Here is an 18,479-nt window from a genome sequence, read left to right on the forward strand (position 1 = left end):
CATGAACACCCAGGAGTCCGTCCGCGCGCAGTACGCCCGCGAGGGCAACCTGACGACGCGGCGCTCCGTGTGGCAGCCCACCGTGGACGGCCGTGACCCGGCCACCGAGGCGGCCCGCACGATCGCCGAGGCCCGGCCCCGCCGTGTCCTCGAGGTCGGGTGCGGCACCGGCGCCTTCGCCGAGCGGCTGGCCGCGGAGAACCCGGACGCCGAGATCGTCGCCACCGACCAGTCCGAGCGTTTCGTGGAGCTCACGTCGGCCCGCGGCGTCGAGGCCCGGGTGGCCGACCTGCAGGACCTGCCCTTCCCCGACGACAGCTTCGACGTGGTCGCGGCCATGTGGATGCTCTACCACGTGCCCGACCTCGACCGGGGCCTCGCGGAGGTCCGCCGCGTGCTGCGGCCGGGCGGCCTCTTCGTCGCGGTCACCAACGGCGACGAGCACACCGCCGGCCTGCGCCGCGAGGCCGGCGGCGAGGCGATGGTCACGCAGTTCAGCAGCGAGAACGGCGAGCAGTCGCTCCGCCGTCACTTCGACCGGGTCACGCGCGAGGAGTTCGCGACCCGCGCCGTCTTCCCCGACCACGCGGCCGCGGAGGCCTACCTCGCCTCGATGCAGGACGGGTTCGCCTGGCGGCTGCCGCACTTCGAGGGGAGCAAGGAGTACGCCGGGCACGTCACGCTGTTTGCGGTCAGTTGATCGTGCCGTGCCCGGCGGCTGCTCCCCTCAGCGGCGCGTGAGCCGCGCCCGGTGGGTCAGGGGCCGGGACACGTTGTCGACGTTGTCCCGCCCGGTGACGCGGTGCAGCAGGACGCCCCGTGTCAGGTGCTTCAGCGTCACGTGCCAGGCGCCGGCGGTCGTGGTGAGCCGCATGCCGCCGGCCGTGCGCCAGGCCGCGGCCCGGGTGGCGCAGCGGGTCCAGGTGCCCGTGACGGGCCGGTAGGCGTACCAGCGGAGGCCGCGCTTCTCCACGGCCCGGACCCGCACCCACTTCACGCCGGTGCCGGCGTCGGTGGCGCGGCCCCGCAGGGTGCGCCAGCTCGTCGCGGAGCTCCGGCTGTACTTCGGCAGGCCCAGGGTGACCTTCGGTGCGGTCGTGTCCCGGGTGACCGTGACGGCCGATGCCGCGGCGACGACGGCGCTGTTGCCGGCCTCGTCGACCAGGGTGACGCTCGGCGTGTAGGTGCCCGCGGCGGCGTACACGTGCTGGAGCGCGGCGTCGCCGGTCCAGACGGTGTCGGCGGTGCCGTCACCCCACGAGACCGTGCGGGCGACGTTCGCCGCGTCGCTGAAGTCGTCGTGCAGCGCCGTCTGGGTCAGGCTCACCTTCGACCAGGACGCCCAGGCCGCGGACGGACCGGCCGCGAAGGCCCCCGTCGGCGCCGTGGTGTCCCCGACCACGACGGCGGCGAGCTGCACGACCGCGACGTTGCCGTGCTCGTCGGTCAGGGTGACGGTCGGGCGCCACAGGCCCGTGCCGGAGTAGGTGTGGTTCGTCGTCAGGCCCGACGCCCAGGCCTGCGGCCCGGAGCCGTCGGCCCAGTTGACGACCCGGGAGATCTTCGCGGCCGGCGACACGTCGTCGGCGAGCGCGGTCTGGGTGACGGTGGCGACCGCCCCGGACCTGCTGACGTCGAAGGACCCGGTGGGCGCCGTCAGGTCGGGCAGCACCGTGGTCATCGACGCCGAGGAGCCCTTGCGCTTGAGGTTGTACGCCGTGACGGTCAGCCGGACCGTCGCGTTGGACGGCGCCGTCACCGTCGCCACCCAGGCGGGCGAGGAGACGGTGTCGCGGTCGAGCACGACGCCCGACGTGTTGGTCACCGAGACCCGGTAGGACGTGGCGTTCTTCGCCGCGTTCCAGGCCGTGGTGAGCCGGTAGGCCGAGGTCGGCTTGGTCACCGACATCGTGAGTCCCGAGACCTTGCCGGGCCGGCCCGGCGGCTTGGCGGCAACGGGCTGGTCGAGCAGCCCCGAGCCCACCACCAGCAGCACAGCGGCCGCCAGCACGGCGACCGGGCGCGTCCAGGCGCGCATGCGAAGGTCGGACATGGTTCCCCCCTTGGACCAGACGGGGGTCGAGACCGACCCGCGTCACCCACGACGATGATCCGGAGGCGAGGGGGAAGGAAGGCCTTCGGGGACCGAGCGGCCCGTTCGGCACATGAGGTCGGGGTGGTCGTCTCGGCGACCAGCACCCGGAGGGACTACGCGGAGTGGCCCGTTCGGGCTACGGGGAGGACGGAGCGCCCTCACTGGTCAGGACCAGTGGTCAGTACCAGCCGTGGCCGGACTTGAAGCTCAGCGCGCCACAGGGCGAGCCGTAGCGGTCCTGGATGTAGCCCAGGCCCCAGCGGATCTGCGTCTCGGGGTTGGTCGCCCAGTCGGCACCGGCCGAGGCCATCTTGGAGCCCGGCAGTGCCTGCGGGATGCCGTAGGCCGAGGAGGTCGGGTTGTCGGCGTCCACGCGCCAGCCGCTCTCGCCGGTGTAGAGCGAGTCGAGGCAGGGGAACTGGTCCTGGCCGAAGCCGAACTCCGAGAGCAGCGCCTTGGCGATCTCGCGCGGGTCGCCGGAGACGTCCTCGGTGCGGGTGATCGCCTTGCTGTCGGACCCGTCGGCCTGCGCGAGCGCGGCCTCCTTGGCCGGGTCGGCGGCGTCGCGACGGTCCTCGGACCGGGAGGTGACCGCCGAGCGGTCGGCGACGTGCTTGTCGCCGAGCGGGGAGGTGACGCTCGAGCCGAACGACGCCGCGGCGGTCGACACGCTCGCCGGGGCGCTGAGCATCCCGCCCGAGACGGTGACGCCCGTCGCCGCAACGGCCACCGAGGAGAGCATCACGGTGTTGCGGACGACCATCTTCTGGGCGTTCTTCGCGACGTTGCTCGAGGGCGTGTTGCGGTGCTTAGGGACGTACTTGACGTGCTTCGACACAGAGGAACTCACGGGGGGTAGACAACTCGGGCTTGATCACTGCAACCGGGCTGGACACCCATGAGGTCACGAAACGATCACGGGCCACCTTGCATGAGCCCAGGGGGCCATGCAAACCGAACCGCACAGAAAGTGGCGGGCATTACGTCACATCAGCACCATTGGTCACACCTGTCACAGGACGCACACCGGCCCCGCTGACGTACTCCCGGGATGTCGAGTGGACTCCCGGGAGTGTCGCGGGGCCGGCGCGGGGTGAACGCTGGGTTCGACGCTGGCTGAGCCGGGTGGGCTACATGTTGACGCTCTCCAGCATCTCGGTGACCAGGGCCGCGATCGGGGAGCGCTCGGAGCGGGTCAGGGTGACGTGGGCGAAGAGCGGGTGGCCCTTGAGCTTCTCGATCACCGCGACCACGCCGTCGTGGCGGCCCACCCGCAGGTTGTCGCGCTGGGCGACGTCATGGGTGAGCACCACCTTGGAGTTGGCGCCGATCCGCGAGAGCACCGTGAGCAGCACGTTGCGCTCCAGGGACTGCGCCTCGTCGACGATCACGAAGGCGTCGTGCAGCGACCGGCCCCGGATGTGGGTCAGCGGCAGCACCTCGAGCATCCCGCGGTCCAGGATCTCGTCGATGACCTCCTTGGACGTCATCGCGCCGAGGGTGTCGAAGACCGCCTGGCCCCAGGGCGACATCTTCTCCGACTCCGAGCCGGGCAGGTAGCCGAGCTCCTGGCCGCCGACGGCGAAGAGCGGGCGGAAGACGACGACCTTCTTGTGCTGGCGGCGCTCCATCACGGCCTCGAGGCCCGCACACAGGGCCATCGCCGACTTGCCGGTGCCGGCCCGGCCGCCGAGCGAGACGATGCCGACCTCCGGGTCGAGCAGCATCTCCAGCGCGATCCGCTGCTCGGCCGAGCGGCCGTGGATGCCGAAGGCCTCCCGGTCGCCGCGGACCAGGTGGACCTGCTTGTCGGCACCCACCCGGGCCAGGGCGGTGCCGCGGTCCGAGAGCAGCACGAGCCCCTGGTGGCAGGGCATCGAGCGTGCCTCCTCCAGGTCGATCACGCCGTCGTCGTACAGCTCGTCGAGCTCGGCGGCGCCGACCTCCACCTCCGCCATGCCGGAGTAGCCGGTGTCGGAGTCGCTGACCGCCTCGGCGCGGTACTCCTCGGCGTCGAGGCCGACGGCCGAGGCCTTGATCCGCAGGGGGAGGTCCTTGGAGACCAGGGTGACGTCGAAGCCCTCGTTGGCGAGGTTGCGGGCCACGGCGAGGATCCGCGTGTCGTTGTCGCCCAGCCGGAAGCCGGACGGCAGCGACTCGGGGTCGGTGTGGTTGAGCTCGACGCGGAGCGTGCCACCCTCCTCCCCCACCGGCACGGGCTCGTCGAGACGTCCGTGGAGGATCCGCAGCTCGTCGAGGCTGCGCAGGGCGGTGCGGGCGAAGAACCCCAGCTCCGGGTGGTGCCGCTTGCCCTCGAGCTCGGTGATGACCACCACCGGGAGGACCACCTCGTGCTCGGCGAACCGACGCAGGGCGCCGGGATCGGCCAGCAGCACGCTCGTGTCGAGGACGTAGGTGCGGACGGAGGTGGGAGCGGAACGCTTCTGGTTCTTCTTGGCCGGAGTCGGCACGATGGTCACCCCTCAGCAGGCCGCGCGCGCACTCTCGCCCGGCCCTAGTTCACGCAGGTGGACCGGGACGGGACCCGAAAGCCGGAGCGCCGGCCTCCGAACGCTCGGCAGGGATCTTCCTGCCGAGCTGTGCAGTCGTGAATGCTCACGAGCGGGCCTCCCGATACGGTCAGCTTCCCCACTGGCCGTTACCGAAAAAGTACGCCGCCATCGGCCGTTGCGTGCACGACACGCCAGAACGCGGGGTGAACGTCGTGTGGCGGGCCGCTCACGCGCCGCCCTGCGACAAGCTCAGGAACCATACCGGCGCTCGCGCTGGGCGTAGGCCCGGATGGCGCGGAGGAAGTCGACGCGCCGGAAGTCGGGCCAGTAGGCCTCGCAGAAGTAGAACTCGCTGTGCGTGGACTGCCACAGCAGGAAGCCCCCGAGCCGCTGCTCGCCGGAGGTCCGGATCACGAGGTCGGGGTCGGGCTGGCCCTTGGTGTAGAGGTGCTGGGCGATGTGGTCGACGTCGATGACCTCGGCCAGCTCCTCCAGCGTCATGCCCTTGTCGGCCTGCTCCTGCAGCAGCGAGCGCACGGCGTCGGCGATCTCGCGGCGCCCGCCGTACCCGACGGCGATGTTGACCAGGATGCCGTCGACGTCGCGGGTCGCCTCCTCGGCGGCCTTGAGCCGCTCGGCGGTGCGGGCCGGCAGCAGGTCGAGGGCGCCCACGGGGTGCAGCCGCCAGCGCTTCTCGTCGGCCAAGGAGTCGACGGCCTCCTCGATGATCTGGAGGAGAGGGTGCAGCTCGGCGGGCGGCCGGTTGAGGTTGTCGGTCGAGAGCAGCCACAGCGTGACGTGCTCGATCCCGACCTCCTCGCACCAACCGAGGAGCGGCTCGATGTTGGCGGCGCCGGCGCGGTGGCCGTGCGCGGTGTCGGCGCCGACGGCCCGGGCCCAGCGGCGGTTGCCGTCGAGCATCACCCCGACGTGCTTGGGCAGCTGGTCGGTCGGCATCCGTCGCAGCATCCGTGCCTCGTACGCCGGGTAGAGCACCCGCCTGAGCCCGCGCTTCCAGTCCGCCACGCTCCCGATGCTACCGGCGGCCGCGGGTCGCGCATCGTCCACGTGAGGGGTGACGTGGGCCGCTTTCGATTCCGATCGTTCTCGCGGCCCCGGTACGGTCGAGTCATGAGTGACCTCGTTCGACACCGCCTCGACGACCTCGCCGACAGCGTCGAGAGGCACGTCGCCGAGGTGAAGCCGAAGCTCCGCGGCTGGATCCACGCCGCGACCGCGCCGCTGACCCTGGCGGCCGGCATCGTGCTGATCGCCCTGTCCCCCGACTCGCAGACCCGGTGGGGCTCGACGATCTTCAGCGCCAGCGCGCTGGTGCTCTTCACCGTCTCGGCGGTCTACCACCGCGGCACGTGGTCACCGCGCGTCTGGGCGTTCCTGCGGCGCTTCGACCACGCCAACATCTTCCTGCTGATCGCGGGCTCCTACACGCCCTTCAGCCTGATGCTGCTCGAGGGCGGCCAGCGGGTGCTGCTGCTGTCGACCGTGTGGACCTGCGCGGTCCTGGGCGTGCTGTTCCGGGTCTTCTGGACCGATGCGCCGCGCTGGCTCTACGTGCCGATCTACATCTCGATGGGCTGGGCCGCGGTGTTCTTCCTGCCCGGCTTCGCCCACGGCGCGACCGAGCGGCTCGGCACCGGCATGGCCACCGCCGTGCTCGTCCTGATCGCCGCCGGCGGCGCGCTCTACACGCTGGGCGGCGTGGTCTACGGCTTCAAGCGGCCCAACCCGTGGCCGCGCTGGTTCGGCTTCCACGAGGTCTTCCACAGCTTCACGATCGTCGCCTTCGTGACGCACTACGTCGGCGTCTCGCTGGCGACGTACTCCCTGCGCTGAGGCCCCGGGCGCCAGCCCACCTCACCGCGTACGTCGCCGCCGGTTGACGCCGCCGGTCGTGGCACGCGGCGCCTTGGGGATCGTGGTCCCCCGGCCGTGGAGCATGGTGACGAGCTGGGCCAGCTGCTGCTCGGCCTTGTCGGTGCGGGTGAAGGTCGTCAGGGCCAGCACCGGCTTGAACCGCTGCCGCGCGATCGCCTTGGGGTAGGTGAACTCCTTCAGGCCGTCCTCCCCGTGGATGCGCCCGAAGCCGGAGTCGCCGACGCCGCCGAAGGGCAGGCTCGGGATCGCCGCGAACGTGATCACGCCGTTGATCGCGGTCATCCCGGAGCGGATCCGGGAGGCAAGCTCCATGCCGCGGGCCTTGGAGAAGACCGTCGAGCCGAGGCCGTAGCGGGTGGCGTTGGTGCGCTCGATCGCCTCCTCCATGTCGCGGACCTTCGCGACCGTGAGGGTCGGGCCGAACGTCTCCTCCTGCACGGCCAGGGAGTCCTCGGGCACGTCGACGAGGATCGTGGGCTGGACGAACCGCTCCCCGACCGCGTCGACGCCACCGAGCACGGCGCGGCCGCCCCGGTCGAGGGCGTCCTGGATGTGGCTGCGGATGACGTCGAGCTGCTTGGGCATCGTGATCGGGCCGAGCTGCGACCCGGGCTGGGCGTCCGCGCGCAGGCCCTTCGCCTGGTCGAGGAGCCGGGCCAGGAAGTCGTCGTACACCTGCTCGTGGACGTAGACCCGCTCCACGCCGGTGCAGGTCTGGCCGGCGTTGGAGCAGGCGCCCCACAGGGCCGCGTCGGCGGCGGCGTCGAGGTCGGCGTCGGCGTCCACGATGAGCGCGTCCTTGCCGCCCGCCTCGATCACGACGGGGGTCAGGGTCTCGGCGCAGGCGGCCATCACCCGCTTGCCGGTGGCCGTCGAGCCCGTGAAGGCGACCTTGTCGACGCCCGCGCGGCACAGCGCCGCGCCGGTGTCCCCGAAGCCGGTGACGACCTGGAGCACGGGGTGGCCGACGGACTCGAGGAACGTCTGGGCGAGCCACTCGCCGACGCCGGGGGTGTACTCGCTGGGCTTGAAGACCACGGCGTTGCCGGCGGCCAGGGCGTAGGCGATGGAGCCCATCGGGGTGAAGAGCGGATAGTTCCACGGCCCGATCACGCCGATCACGCCGAGCGGCTTGTACTCCACGGTGGCGGCCTGGTTGGCCATCACGAGACCCGCGGAGACCTTGCGGCGCTTGAGGACCTTCCCGGCATGCGTGGCCGCCCAGCCCAGGTGGTCGATGCCCAGGGCCGCCTCGAGCGTCGCGTCGCCGTGGGGCTTGCCCGTCTCACGGTGCATGAGGTCGGCGAGCTGCGCGATCCGGCGGGTCACCACGCCCTTCCACGCGGTCAGGTGCTTCTCGCGGTCGTCGAAGGAGAGCGCGGACCACCAGGCGGCGGCCTCGCGCGCCCGGGCGACGGCCGCCCGCACCTCGGCCTCGGTGTGGACCGGGTGGGTGGCGACGACGTCGCCGGTGGTGGGGTCCAGCGACTCGAACGTGGTGGCGCCCTCGGGACGCGCCTGGACTGTCGTCATCGGTTGCTCCGGATCTCGTCGGCCGCCTTCTCGGCGACCATGATGGTGGGTGCGTTGGTGTTGCCGCGGGGCACGGCGGGCATGACCGAGGCGTCGACGACGCGCAGGCCCTCCACGCCGCGGACCTTGAGCCGGTGGTCCACGACCGCGTCCTCGCCCGAGCCCATCGCGCAGGTGGAGACCGGGTGGTAGAGCGTCTGCGTCCAGGTGCGGATGTGGTCGAGGAGGTCCTCGTCGGTCGGGACGTCGGGGAGGTTCCAGGCGCGCTCGAGGTGGGCGGCCATCGCGCCCTGCGTGGTGATCTCCCACGTACGACGGGTGCCGGCCAGCAGCGCGTCGAGGTCGGTCTGGTCCTCGAGGTAGGCGGCGTCGATCGCGGGGTGCCAGGCCGGGTCGGTGGAGCGCAGCCGGATCGAGCCGCGGCTGGCCACCGAGACCAGGGTCGCGGCGGCGGTGAACATCCGGCTGGTCGGCTCGTGGAAGCCGTTGTCGTAGAAGCCGGACGGTGCGATGTGCACCTGGATGTCCGGTGCGGGCAGCCCGTCGCGGCTGGTGAAGAACCCGCCCCCCTCACCGACGTTGGACGCGAGCGGGCCGGTGCCCCGGGCCTTCCAGCGCACGAAGTTGCGGACGTTGTTGAGCTGGGCCAGGTCGGTGATGCCGCGGGTGTACCAGAGCAGCGGCACGACCGGATGGTCCTGGAGGTTGGACCCGACGCCCCCGAGGTCGACCTTGGTGTCGATCCCGACCTCGGCGAGGTGGCTGCCCGGACCGATGCCGGAGAGCATCAGGAGCTGGGGGCTGTTGATCGCGCCGCCGCAGAGCAGCACCTCACGCGTGGCCCGCACGGTGTGCTCCCCGCCGGCCTGGCGGAACCGGACCCCCGTGGCCCGGTCGCCCTCGAGCTCGATGCGGGTCGCGAGCGCGTCGGTGGTGACGGTCAGGTTGGCCCGGTCGCGGGCCGGGCGGAGGTAGCCCTCGTTGGTGGACCAGCGGCGGCCGCCCTTGCAGGTCACCTGGTAGAGCCCGGCGCCCTCCTGCGAGGAGCCGTTGAAGTCGTCGGTGGGCTTGAGGCCCGCGCTGGCGGCGCTGTCGACCCACAGGTGGCTCAGCTCGTGGGTGTAGCGGCGGTCCTCGACGTGCAGCGGACCGCCCTGGCCGTGGAACGGGCCGCCGAGGCGGGCGTTGTCCTCGGCCTTGGTGAAGAAGGGCAGGCAGTCGTCGTAGCCCCAGCCGGCGGCGCCGTAGTGGTCGCGCCACGAGTCGTAGTCGGCGCGGTTGCCGCGGATGTAGATCATCGCGTTCATCGACGAGCAGCCACCGAGCGCCTTCATCCGCGGCCAGTAGGCCCGGCGGTTGTTGAGCTGCTTCTGCTCGGTCGTGGAGTAGTTCCAGTCCCAGCGGGTCTTGAACATGGTCGGGAAGGCCGCCGGGATCATCACCTCGTCGGCGTCGGCCTCCCCACCGGCCTCGAGCAGCAGCACGCTGACCTGCGGGTCCTCGCTGAGCCGGGCCGCGAGCACGGCGCCGGCGCTGCCCGCGCCGACGATGACGTAGTCGAACGTGTCCTGGGTCACGCCGCGAACCTACCCCCCGGTACGTGATGCCGACAGGGCCTGCCCGCGGGCGCGCTCGACGACGAGGAGGGCGGCCAGGACCACGGCAGCGACGGTGGCCGCCACCAGGCCGCCGAGGTAGCCCCAGGGCGCGGCCAGTGCGGCCGGCGGGGGGTCGAAGACGCCGGTCAGCACCTTCACGAGGAGGTAGGACAGCCCCGCGCCCGAGGCGAGCCCGCAGGCGGTGCCGACGACGAGGACGTACGCCGGCTCGGCGGCCCCGAGGCGGCGTACCTGCCGTCCGGTCGCGCCGAGGAGCGTGGCCACGGCGACGCTCCGTCGCCGCTCCGCCATGCCGAGCCCGATCACCAGCCCACCCGAAGCGGCAGCGATGAGCAGCGCGAAGGCCAGCTCGAGCCGGGTCAGGCGGGACAGGTCCACGGAGGTGAGGCTGGAGCCGACCAGGCCCCGCGCGTCGTCGATGGTCCCGACCGACGCCGTCGTGCCGACGACCGCCCGGACCCGGTCGGCCACGGCGGGGACGTCCTGCCCGCCGGTGTCGACGAGGAAGGTGCCGACGGCGTCACTGCCCGTCTGCCGCGCGACGTACGACGCGTTGGCGACGAGGAAACTGTCCTTGGGCGCCGTGGGGAACTCGTTCACGATGCCGACGTAGTGGAAGGCGACCGAGGTGTACGCGTGGGTCCGGGCGTCCTGGAGCCGCAGCCGCAGCAGGTCGCCGGGGTTGAGCTGGTAGTCGTTGACGGTCTCGGCACTGACCAGCACCGCATCGGGGCGCGACGCCAGCCGGGCCAGCGCCCCGGCCGCGCTCACGCCCTGGAAGTAGGCGTCCTGCAGGGTGGTGGCCCGCGACAGGGTGGCCGGGTCGATGCCGTAGAGGTCCTGCAGGTCGTTGCCGACGTAGGCGAACCGGTGCTGCAGGGGCTCGACGGCCCGCACCCCGGGCACCGCGGCGAGCGGGGTCGCCGCGCCGGGACCGACCGAGGCGCCGGGCGACTCGGTGACGGTGACGTCGGCCCCGTTGGTCAGCTGGGCGTCCACCTCGGCCTGCTGGCGGTAGGTCGCGTTGAAGGTGGCCGTCGAGACCGCGAAGGCGAGGGCCAGGGCGACCAGCACGGCCGAACGAGCCGCGGGTCCCCGCTGGCGGGCCAGCACCGCGGCTGTGGTGGGCGCGAGCGGGCCGAGGAACGGCCGAGCTGCCAGCGCGACCAGCGGCCGGGCCCGCACCAGCACGGAGTCGGCGATCCGCCACACCAGCAGGCCGCACCCGAGCCAGGCCAGGCCGGGGGCGAGGAAGGCCCAGTAGCTGACCGAGATCGTCGGCACCCCCTCGGGCGCCAGGACCAGGGCGTAGGTGTTGCGGCCCGACGCCCAGAAGACCGCGAGCCCCGCGGCGACGAGCACGACGTCGAGACCCAGCCGCAGCCACAGCGGCCGGGAGACCGGAGCGTCGGTCACCCGCTCGACCCGCCGGAGGTCGCGCACGGCCGGCACCGCCACCACCACGCCCGCCAACGCCAGGCCACCGAGGGCGGCGGCCAGGTCCCACGGCCACGACGAGGCGGCGCCGATCGCCGCGGCCAGCGCCACGCCCCCGAGCCCGCCGAGCACGCCGACGACGACGGCCTCCACGAGCACCAGTCGCACCAGCTGGGCCGGGGTGCTCCCCCGGGCCCGAAGCAGGGCCTGCTCGGCGCGACGTCGGTCCGCCCCGGCCTGGGTGACGGCGGCCGTCAGCGCGAGGGCGAGCAGCGCGCCCGGGGCGCCGAGGAAGAGGAAGAGGATCCGGGCGTAGGCGGCGTCCTCGCGGGCGGCGTCCAGCGAGGCACCGAGGTTGTCGCCGACCACCCCGGCACCGCTGGTCCGCGCCGCGAGGTTGTTCGCCGCCCCGGTCTCCGCGACGAACGCGGCCGCCGGGTCGGACGCCAGGACGACGTGGTCGCGACGCGCGTGGACCTGCGTCGAGACGAGGTCGGGCCGCATGCGCGCCAGGCCGGCGTACGCCGCGTGGAACCTGCCGGCGGGCAGCAGGACCACGTTGTCGGGCGGCGCCACCGGCTGGACCTGGCTGGGCGCCCCGACCTGCTGGAACAGCGAGTCGGCCTGCGGGAGCTCGACGACGCCCGCGACCCGCACCCGGTAGGGCGGCAGGCCGGTGCGGGCGACCCGGACCACGTCGCCGGGCGCGACGTGGAGGTTGGCGGCGGTCTGCTGGGCGACGAGGGGACCGTCGAGGCTGCCGGTGAGCAGGCGCATCGCCGCGGGGAACGTGTCGGCGTAGCCGCCGGGCAGTCCGAGCACGCGGGCCGCACCGGTGTCCTGGGTGGTGCCGCCCGCGGACGCGCGCAGGCCGGGCGAGTCGGCGAACCCGACGGGCAGCGCGGCGATCGTGCCGGGGGCGCTGCGCACCGCGCGGAGGACGGCGACGGCGGAGCGGTGCGGGGCGACCTGGACCTGCCAGTCGACCGCGACCTGGGCCGCGGCCCGGTGGGTCATGGTGGCCTCCGAGGTGGCCAGGAAGCTGCCGAGGCCCGCCACCAGGGCGACCGCGACGACCAGGCCCCCCGACGCGGCCAGCAGCCGGAGGGGGCTGTGGCGAAGGAGCCCGCGCAGCCAGATCCAGGTCATGGCCTCAACTCCCCCTCACCCATCCGCCAGACCTGCTCCACGCGCCGCGCGGACAGCTCGTCGTGCGTGGCGAGCACGAGCCCGGCACCCAGGTGCTCGGCTGCGTCGAGCAGGACGTCGACCACCCGGTCGCCGGCGGCGCGGTCGAGCCGGCCGGTCGGCTCGTCGGCCACGATCAGCTGGGGGCGGCTGGCGACCACCCGGGCCACCGCGACGCGCTGCGCCTGACCGCCGGAGAGCTGGTCGGGGACCTTGCCGGCCAGGCCCGTGAGTCCGAGCAGGTCGAGCGACTCCTCGGCCCGCGCCATGGCCTCCTCGTGCGACGTGCCCTCGAGCAGCAGCGGGAAGGCGACGTTCTCGAGGGCGGTCATGGCCGGGACGAGACTCGGGCCCTGGAACACCATGCCCACGCGCGACGGGTGCCCGAACGGGCCCTCATCCCACTGGGGCCAGCCCACCGACCCGGACGTGGGACGGTCGAGCCCGGCCATCAGGTGCAGCAGCGTGGACTTGCCCGAGCCGGACGGACCCATCAGCGCGACCCGGCTGCGCGGACCCACCGTGCACGTGACCCCCCGGACCGCGACCACCGCCAACTGGCCGTGACCGAACGTCCGACCGGCGTCGACACAGCTGACCAGCACGTCGCTCATGCCACCAGCCGCCCGTCGTCGAGCCGGAGCACCCGGTCGCCCGCGGCCCGGACCGCAGGGCTGTGGCTCGCGACGAGGATCGCGCACCCCCGGTCGGCCCGGGCCCGCAGGAGCTCGAGCAGGTGAGCCTCGGAGACGGCGTCGAGCTCGCCGGTCGGCTCGTCGGCCAGGAGCACGGCGGGCTCGTTGACCAGCGCGACCGCGAGCGCTGCGCGGGCCAGCTCGCCCCCGGACAGCTCGTGTGGCCACGCCGCCGCGCGGCCGGAGATCCCGAGGTCGGCCAGGATCGGTCCGGTGCCACCGCGGTGCCCACCGATGCGTCGGACGAGGCGCAGGTTGTCGGCCACGCTCAGGTGTGGCAGCAGGTTGCCGGACTGGGCCATGGTGCCGATGTGGCGGGCGCGCAGCGCGGCCCGGGCCGCCTCGGTCCGGCCACTCATCCGGCCTCCCTCCACCCAGACCGTGCCGCCGGACGGCTCGTCGGTGCCGGCCAGGCAGGCGAGCAGGGTCGACTTCCCCGACCCGGAGGGGCCGGAGAGCACGACGAGCTCGCCCGGTGCGATCTCCAGCGAGACCCCGCGGACGGCCAACGTCTCCTCGTCCCCCGAGCGGAAGAAGCGGTAGACGCTGTCGGCCCGCAGGGTCACGGGGTCACGCCCAGTGCAGGGAGTCGCTGACGACCTGCCAGGGGTCGACGTTGTCGGCGTGCTCGGGACCCGTGAGGGTGAGGACGGCCTCCTGGCCGGCGTGCCAGAACTCGAACCGCTCGGCCACGTCGCGCACGACCTTGTCGGTCACGGGGTTGGGCGCGGAGTCGAGCAAGTAGACGAGGTGGACGGCCGAGCCGTGCGCCCGGGTCACCGTGGTGACGCCACGAGCCACGAAGCTCGGGACCGAGCGGCGCAGCTCGGGGACGTCCTGGCGTCGCGAACTGGCCACGGTGGGCGGATGGGCGCGTGGCCGCACCTCGATGCTGATGCTGTTGTACTTGTCGGTGAAGGTCGTGACCCCGTGGGAGGTCGACCGCGCCCAGCCCTCCGGCACCGAGAAGTGCACCCGACTGCCGGGGGCGACGTGGTCGACGAAGACCGCGTTGTCGGGGATGTCGCCGGGCGGGTTGAACTCGGTGGCGTGCGGCGCCGACGGCGTCGCGGTCGGCGAGTGGCCGTGGCCGGACGGTGACCCGGATGCGGGGCCGGACGTCGGGGCGCTCGAGGACGGTGCCGGGGCACCCGTGGTCGTCGACGCCGAGCAGCCGAGCGCCGACGACACGACCGCGCAAGTGGCCGTGGCGAGCAGGGCGCCCGGGCCGCGCCTCACCCCGCCGACCCCCGCTGGGCGTGCTCGAGGTGGAGGATCGGCAGGCCGTGGTGACGGAGCCGGTGGGCGAGGTCCTGGTGGAGCCGGGTCGCGAGCCGGTGGTCGGTCACCGACACGATGATCTCGTCGACCGGCTCGCCGTACAGGATCTCCTCGACGGCGTCCATGGGGTCGTGGCGCACGGACACGGTGCCGATGACCGGACCGCCGGCGGCCCGCTCGACCATCGGCAGTGCATAGCGGAGCACACCCTCGGCGGCGGCGGCCTTGGCGTGCCGCTCGGGGTGGAGAAGGTGAATCTCCGAGGGTGCCGGGTTGGGCACCACGAGACGGAACTGCGTGGGTCCCTGTGCGGCGCGCTCCTCGATGGCGTGGAGCAGCGTCGCGTCGGGCTCGGGGTGGTCGGTGACGACCAGGATGCGGGCGGGGATCGGCTCGGTCATGGGCACCTCCTGGAGAGGGAACTGCGCCGAGTGTGATCCGGGCCACCTGCCGACCACCTGAACGTCGCTGCCGCGGCAGTAGCGTGAGCGTCATGGACGCAGAGGCCTGGGACGAGCGGTACGCCGCGGCGGAGCTGGTGTGGTCGGTGACGCCCAACCAGTTCGTGGCGGCCGAGCTGGCCGACCTGCCGCCGGGCCGCGCCGTCGACCTGGCCGCGGGCGAGGGCCGCAACGCGATCTGGCTGGCCCGCCGCGGCTGGTCGGTGACGGCGGTGGACTTCGCGCAGGTCGGCCTCGACAAGGGCCGCCGGCTCGCCGAGGAGGCCGACGTCACGTGGGTCTGCGCCGACGCGACGACGTGGCGCGGCGAGGGCTACGACCTCGCGGTCGTCGCCTACCTGCAGCTGCCGGCCGCCGAGCGCCGCGAGGCGGTGCGGCGGGCCTTCGAGGCGCTGCGCCCCGGCGGCACGTTCCTGCTCGTCGCGCACGACTCCACCAACCTCGCCGAGGGCACCGGCGGCCCGCAGGACCCGGCCGTGCTGATGACCTCCGCCGACGTGCTCGACGACCTGGGCGAGGCGTCGTACGAGCTGCTCCACGCGGACCGCGTGGCCCGGCAGGTGCCGGACGGTCACGGCGAGGCGGACCGCACCGCCTGGGACTGCCTGGTCCGGCTGGTCCGCCGGGCCTGAGCCCTACTGGCCGGCCGTCTCCATCGGGGTGACCGTGGTCGTGCCGTGCACGAACGCGTGGTCGGTGCCGGACGGGATCGGGGCGCCGTAGTCGACGACGGGGCTGGAGAACGTGATGCCGTTGCCGCCCATGATCCAGTCGATCTTGATCTGGCCGGTACCGGCGTAGCAGCCGCCGGCGTAGTGGGCGCCGTTGTAGCCCACAAAGCCGGTGGCGGCCGCGACCTTGCACATGAACTCGGTGTGCTCGTTGGTGTCACCCACGACGAAGACCGGCTTGCCGGTGGCGCGGAGGGTGTTGAGGAGCGAGATCTCGGCACCCGTGGCGGAGTCGCGCTCGGCCTCGAGGCCCTGCGGGCTGTTGTGGATGTCCACGACGTAGAACTCGCCGCCGGTCGCGCGGTTGCGCAGCAGGACGTAAGGGATCGGGCGCATCTGGTGGTCGAAGACCGTGGTGATGGAGCCGGTGTCGACCAGCTCGAACATCGCGTAGCTGTAGGCGATCTGCAGGCGCACGCCGTTGTTGCCGAGCGCGGTGCCGGGCCAGATGCCGTAGCCGGGGAGCTGGTTGCGGAAGACCGCGAGCTGGTCGTCCTGCATCTCCTGCATGCCGACCAGGTCGACGCCTCGGTTGACGATCGCACCGGCCAGCATGCCCGCGCGCGAGGTGCCGGGGCCGTAGCCGCCGGGGCCGGCGGTGTGCTGGCTGCCGAGGACGTTGAGGGTGCCCACCTGGAAGGTGAACGGCGTGCCGGGAGTCGGCGGGGGCGGCGGAGGCGGCAGCTTGACCAGCGGCGCGGTGGCCTTCTGCACCTTGTACGGCGGCAGCGTGGCCAGGCTCGTGCCGGTGCGGGCCAGGACGAGGTGCCGGTCGGCGCCGCGCGAGGTGCCCGACGGGCGGGCCTTCACCGGCACCGGCCCGACGATGGTCGAGGCCGTCGGCGAGGCCTCGAGCCGCATCTGTCCCGGCACCATCAGCGTGCCCACGACGACGGCCACCACGGTCAGGAGGGTGGCCGTCACCAGGAGCTCGAGACGGTGCTCGATACGGGGGGCTGAGCGGCGACGCACCGGAGCAGGTTAGCCGCCCGGGCCGTCCTTTGCGGCATCTCCGTGAGGACCGTCACCCGCCCCGAACAGCGGGTGGGGTCGGCCCGGGTCTCCTGCGGGTCAGCGCGGCGAGCGGACGTGCACGCGCGTGTGCAGGAACTCGTGGTCGCTGGCCTGGCGCACCTGGCCGCCGTCGTCCTCGCGGTAGTGGGAGAAGTCGATGCGGCGCCCACCCATCAGCCAGTCGATGCGCAGTCGGCGCTGCGGCGGCGAGCAGCGGTCGGGCGAGGCGTGGCCGCCGTTGGCGGAGCGGACGTCGGTGTGGCCGGCGACCTTGCAGAACCACTCGGCCTTCTCGTTCATGTCGCCGACGACGAAGACCGGCTTGTGGTCCTGGCGCAGCCGGTTGATCAGCCGGATCTCGGCGCGGGTGGCGGAGTCGCGCTCGGCCTCCTCGCCCTGCGGGCTGTTGTGGATGTCGACGACGTACATCCTGCGGCCGGTGGACCGGTTCTTGAGCTTCACCCACGGGATGGGGCGCGACTGGTGGTCGAACCGGGTGGTGATGGTGCCGGTGCGCAGCAGCTTGAACTGGTGCTCGCGCCAGGCGATCTGGAGGCGGATGCCCTGGTTGCCCAGGCGGGTGCCCGGCCAGATGCGGTAGTGGTCGAGGCGGTTGTGCAGGACGCGGTACTGGTCGGTCTGCACCTCCTGCATCCCGATCACGTCGACGTTCTTGTGCTTGATCATCCGTGCCGTGATGCGGGCGCGGTGGGTGCCCGGGCCGTAGCCGCCGGGGCCCGCGGTGTGCTGGCTGCCGAGGATGTTGAAGGTCGCCAGCTTGAAGTTGAAGGCCGTCGGCCGCCGGGCCGCCTGCTGCGGCTCGCTGCCCTGCGAGGGCGTCGTACCGCCGGGGATCGGGAGCCGCGGGTCAGCGGCGTCCGCGGTCGTCGGGAGGAGGACGCCGGCGGCCAGGACGGTCGCCGTGGCGGCGGCAGCGAGCATGCGGGAAGGGCGGTAGAACGGGGGCATTCAACTCACGTTAGCCAAGCCCAGGGGGCCCGTCGCAACTCCAGGAGAGGCATCGTGACCAGCCCCACAGGGCCTTGTCACGGGGGGGCGATCAGTGCCGGTGGTGGTGCGGGCGGCGCAGCACCCGCATCGTGACCCGGGCCCGGACCAGGTCGTGGTCGCTGGAGAAGCGCACCCCGAACCCCTTGTCGTGGCGGTAGCGGCTGAACCGGATCGGGCCGCTGCCCAGGATCCAGTCGATCCGCGGGTGGGCCGGCGCGTGGCACCGCCCGTGCCGGATGCCGCCGCCGTTGGCGGCCCACAGGTCGGTCTTGCGGACCATCCGGCAGAAGAAGCCGCGCTTCTCGTTCATGTCCCCGACGACGAACACCGGACGGTGGTGGCTGCGCAGGTGCCGGACCAGGCGGACCTGCTTGCCGGTGGCGGCGAACCGGGAGCGCTGCTGGCGCGGGCCGGGCGAGTTGTGGACGTCGACGACGTAGACCATCCGGCCGGTGCGCAGGTTGCGCAGCTTCACCCACGGGGTGGGCCGGTGCTGGTGGTCGAAGGGGGTGCGCACCCAGCCGGACTGCACCCGCCGGAACTTCCAGGTCCGCCAGCCGATCTGGAGCGGGATTCCGGGGTAGCCCAGGCGGGTGCCGGGCCAGAAGCGGTAGCCGTGCATGTGGCGACGCAGCACCCGGAGCTGGTCGAGCTGGACCTCCTGCAGGCCGATCACGTCGATCCGGCGGCGCTTGATCGCGCGGCCGGTCACCTTGGCGCGGACGAAGCCCGGCCCCCAGCCGCCGCGGCGGACGGTGTGCTGGCTGCCGAGGATGTTGAACGTCGCGATCTTGAAGCTGGTCGTGGCGTGCCGGTGCGTCCGGTGGTGGTGCCTCGTCGAGGCGCCGGACGAGGCCGCGAGCGCCTGGCCCGGGGAGGCCGGAACGAGGGTGATCAGGGAGGCGAGGAGGGTGGTCACGAGGGCCCCGAGAAGGACCGCCAGCCCGTGTCTGGACAGCTGCACCGCAGGAGGTTAAGCAACACCGTCGACGGAATCCGGCATTC

The 18,479-nt window shown here is 73.0% G+C and carries 17 protein-coding genes; 3 read left to right on the forward strand and 14 right to left on the reverse strand.

Features of this window, described 5'->3' with window-relative positions; genetic code table 11:
• Position 1: 1 nt before the first annotated feature.
• Complete coding sequence (locus EJF31_RS16105; protein ID WP_125038456.1) at positions 2-700, forward strand: class I SAM-dependent methyltransferase; 699 nt, start codon at positions 2-4, stop codon at positions 698-700.
• Between the two features lie 27 nt (positions 701-727).
• On the opposite strand, the gene EJF31_RS16110 is transcribed toward EJF31_RS16105, so the two are convergent.
• From EJF31_RS16110 to EJF31_RS16125, 4 genes are all read right to left on the reverse strand, one after another.
• A complete protein-coding gene (locus EJF31_RS16110; RefSeq protein ID WP_125038139.1) occupies positions 728-2,053 on the reverse strand; it encodes a hypothetical protein in 1,326 nt (441 codons plus the stop codon).
• A 220-nt stretch (positions 2,054-2,273) separates the two neighbouring features.
• Positions 2,274-2,945 carry a lytic transglycosylase domain-containing protein gene (locus tag EJF31_RS16115; protein WP_260430908.1) on the reverse strand — a complete coding sequence of 224 codons (672 nt, stop codon included), beginning with the start codon at positions 2,943-2,945 and terminating at the stop codon, positions 2,274-2,276.
• Positions 2,946-3,225: 280 nt separating this feature from the next.
• Entirely contained in the window at positions 3,226-4,569 is a 1,344-nt protein-coding gene (locus tag EJF31_RS16120) for a PhoH family protein (protein WP_373994732.1), read from the reverse strand.
• Between the two features lie 288 nt (positions 4,570-4,857).
• Entirely contained in the window at positions 4,858-5,634 is a 777-nt protein-coding gene (locus EJF31_RS16125; protein WP_125038142.1) for an isoprenyl transferase, read from the reverse strand.
• A 105-nt stretch (positions 5,635-5,739) separates the two neighbouring features.
• Between EJF31_RS16125 and EJF31_RS16130 the strand changes: the two genes are divergently transcribed.
• A complete protein-coding gene (locus EJF31_RS16130) occupies positions 5,740-6,462 on the forward strand; it encodes a hemolysin III family protein (RefSeq protein ID WP_125038143.1) in 723 nt (240 codons plus the stop codon).
• A 21-nt stretch (positions 6,463-6,483) separates the two neighbouring features.
• On the opposite strand, the gene EJF31_RS16135 is transcribed toward EJF31_RS16130, so the two are convergent.
• The 7 genes from EJF31_RS16135 to EJF31_RS16165 are packed head-to-tail and all read right to left on the reverse strand — an operon-like array spanning position 6,484 to position 14,658.
• Positions 6,484-8,037: an aldehyde dehydrogenase family protein gene (locus EJF31_RS16135; protein ID WP_125038144.1), complete on the reverse strand. Its 1,554-nt coding sequence runs from the start codon at positions 8,035-8,037 to the stop codon at positions 6,484-6,486.
• On the reverse strand, positions 8,034-9,614 hold the full coding sequence (locus tag EJF31_RS16140; RefSeq protein ID WP_125038145.1) for a GMC family oxidoreductase: 1,581 nt from the start codon (positions 9,612-9,614) through the stop codon (positions 8,034-8,036). Before EJF31_RS16140 ends, EJF31_RS16135 begins: the two co-directional genes overlap by 4 nt.
• Before the next feature lie 9 nt (positions 9,615-9,623).
• Positions 9,624-12,242, reverse strand: coding sequence for an FtsX-like permease family protein (locus EJF31_RS16145; protein ID WP_125038146.1), 2,619 nt, complete (start codon positions 12,240-12,242; stop codon positions 9,624-9,626).
• On the reverse strand, positions 12,239-12,895 hold the full coding sequence (locus tag EJF31_RS16150) for an ABC transporter ATP-binding protein (protein WP_125038147.1): 657 nt from the start codon (positions 12,893-12,895) through the stop codon (positions 12,239-12,241). Before EJF31_RS16150 ends, EJF31_RS16145 begins: the two co-directional genes overlap by 4 nt.
• Entirely contained in the window at positions 12,892-13,542 is a 651-nt protein-coding gene (locus EJF31_RS16155; protein ID WP_125038149.1) for an ABC transporter ATP-binding protein, read from the reverse strand. Before EJF31_RS16155 ends, EJF31_RS16150 begins: the two co-directional genes overlap by 4 nt.
• A gap of 4 nt (positions 13,543-13,546) precedes the next feature.
• Positions 13,547-14,215 (reverse strand): hypothetical protein, encoded by a 669-nt coding sequence (locus EJF31_RS16160; RefSeq protein ID WP_221767613.1) that lies wholly within the window; start codon positions 14,213-14,215, stop codon positions 13,547-13,549.
• Complete coding sequence (locus tag EJF31_RS16165) at positions 14,212-14,658, reverse strand: hypothetical protein (protein WP_125038151.1); 447 nt, start codon at positions 14,656-14,658, stop codon at positions 14,212-14,214. Before EJF31_RS16165 ends, EJF31_RS16160 begins: the two co-directional genes overlap by 4 nt.
• A 92-nt stretch (positions 14,659-14,750) precedes the next feature.
• Here EJF31_RS16165 and EJF31_RS16170 point away from each other — a divergent pair, with 92 nt between their 5' ends.
• Positions 14,751-15,350: a bifunctional 2-polyprenyl-6-hydroxyphenol methylase/3-demethylubiquinol 3-O-methyltransferase UbiG gene (locus tag EJF31_RS16170; protein ID WP_125038153.1), complete on the forward strand. Its 600-nt coding sequence runs from the start codon at positions 14,751-14,753 to the stop codon at positions 15,348-15,350.
• Positions 15,351-15,353: 3 nt separating this feature from the next.
• Here EJF31_RS16170 and EJF31_RS16175 read toward each other — a convergent pair whose 3' ends face one another.
• The 3 genes from EJF31_RS16175 to EJF31_RS16185 all read right to left on the reverse strand — a co-directional run bounded on the left by EJF31_RS16175 (position 15,354) and on the right by EJF31_RS16185 (position 18,438).
• Entirely contained in the window at positions 15,354-16,421 is a 1,068-nt protein-coding gene (locus EJF31_RS16175; protein WP_125038155.1) for an endonuclease/exonuclease/phosphatase family protein, read from the reverse strand.
• A gap of 99 nt (positions 16,422-16,520) precedes the next feature.
• Complete coding sequence (locus EJF31_RS16180) at positions 16,521-17,432, reverse strand: endonuclease/exonuclease/phosphatase family protein (RefSeq protein ID WP_125038156.1); 912 nt, start codon at positions 17,430-17,432, stop codon at positions 16,521-16,523.
• Positions 17,433-17,523: 91 nt separating this feature from the next.
• Positions 17,524-18,438 carry an endonuclease/exonuclease/phosphatase family protein gene (locus EJF31_RS16185; RefSeq protein WP_125038157.1) on the reverse strand — a complete coding sequence of 305 codons (915 nt, stop codon included), beginning with the start codon at positions 18,436-18,438 and terminating at the stop codon, positions 17,524-17,526.
• Positions 18,439-18,479: the final 41 nt, after the last annotated feature.

This window comes from Nocardioides sp. LS1 (assembly GCF_003865225.1).
Classification (GTDB): domain Bacteria; phylum Actinomycetota; class Actinomycetes; order Propionibacteriales; family Nocardioidaceae; genus Nocardioides; species Nocardioides ginsengisegetis.

Bases quoted from the DNA above. Each gene is read 5' to 3' on its own strand.
- EJF31_RS16170 (WP_125038153.1), top strand. From the start codon at position 14,751: ATGGACGCAGAGGCCTGGGACGAGCGGTACGCCGCGGCGGAGCTGGTG.
- EJF31_RS16165 (WP_125038151.1), bottom strand. From the start codon at position 14,658: ATGACCGAGCCGATCCCCGCCCGCATCCTGGTCGTCACCGACCACCCC.
- EJF31_RS16145 (WP_125038146.1), bottom strand. From the start codon at position 12,242: ATGACCTGGATCTGGCTGCGCGGGCTCCTTCGCCACAGCCCCCTCCGG.
- EJF31_RS16105 (WP_125038456.1), top strand. From the start codon at position 2: ATGAACACCCAGGAGTCCGTCCGCGCGCAGTACGCCCGCGAGGGCAAC.
- EJF31_RS16110 (WP_125038139.1), bottom strand. From the start codon at position 2,053: ATGTCCGACCTTCGCATGCGCGCCTGGACGCGCCCGGTCGCCGTGCTG.
- EJF31_RS16130 (WP_125038143.1), top strand. From the start codon at position 5,740: ATGAGTGACCTCGTTCGACACCGCCTCGACGACCTCGCCGACAGCGTC.
- EJF31_RS16135 (WP_125038144.1), bottom strand. From the start codon at position 8,037: ATGACGACAGTCCAGGCGCGTCCCGAGGGCGCCACCACGTTCGAGTCG.
- EJF31_RS16150 (WP_125038147.1), bottom strand. From the start codon at position 12,895: ATGAGCGACGTGCTGGTCAGCTGTGTCGACGCCGGTCGGACGTTCGGT.
- EJF31_RS16180 (WP_125038156.1), bottom strand. From the start codon at position 17,432: ATGCCCCCGTTCTACCGCCCTTCCCGCATGCTCGCTGCCGCCGCCACG.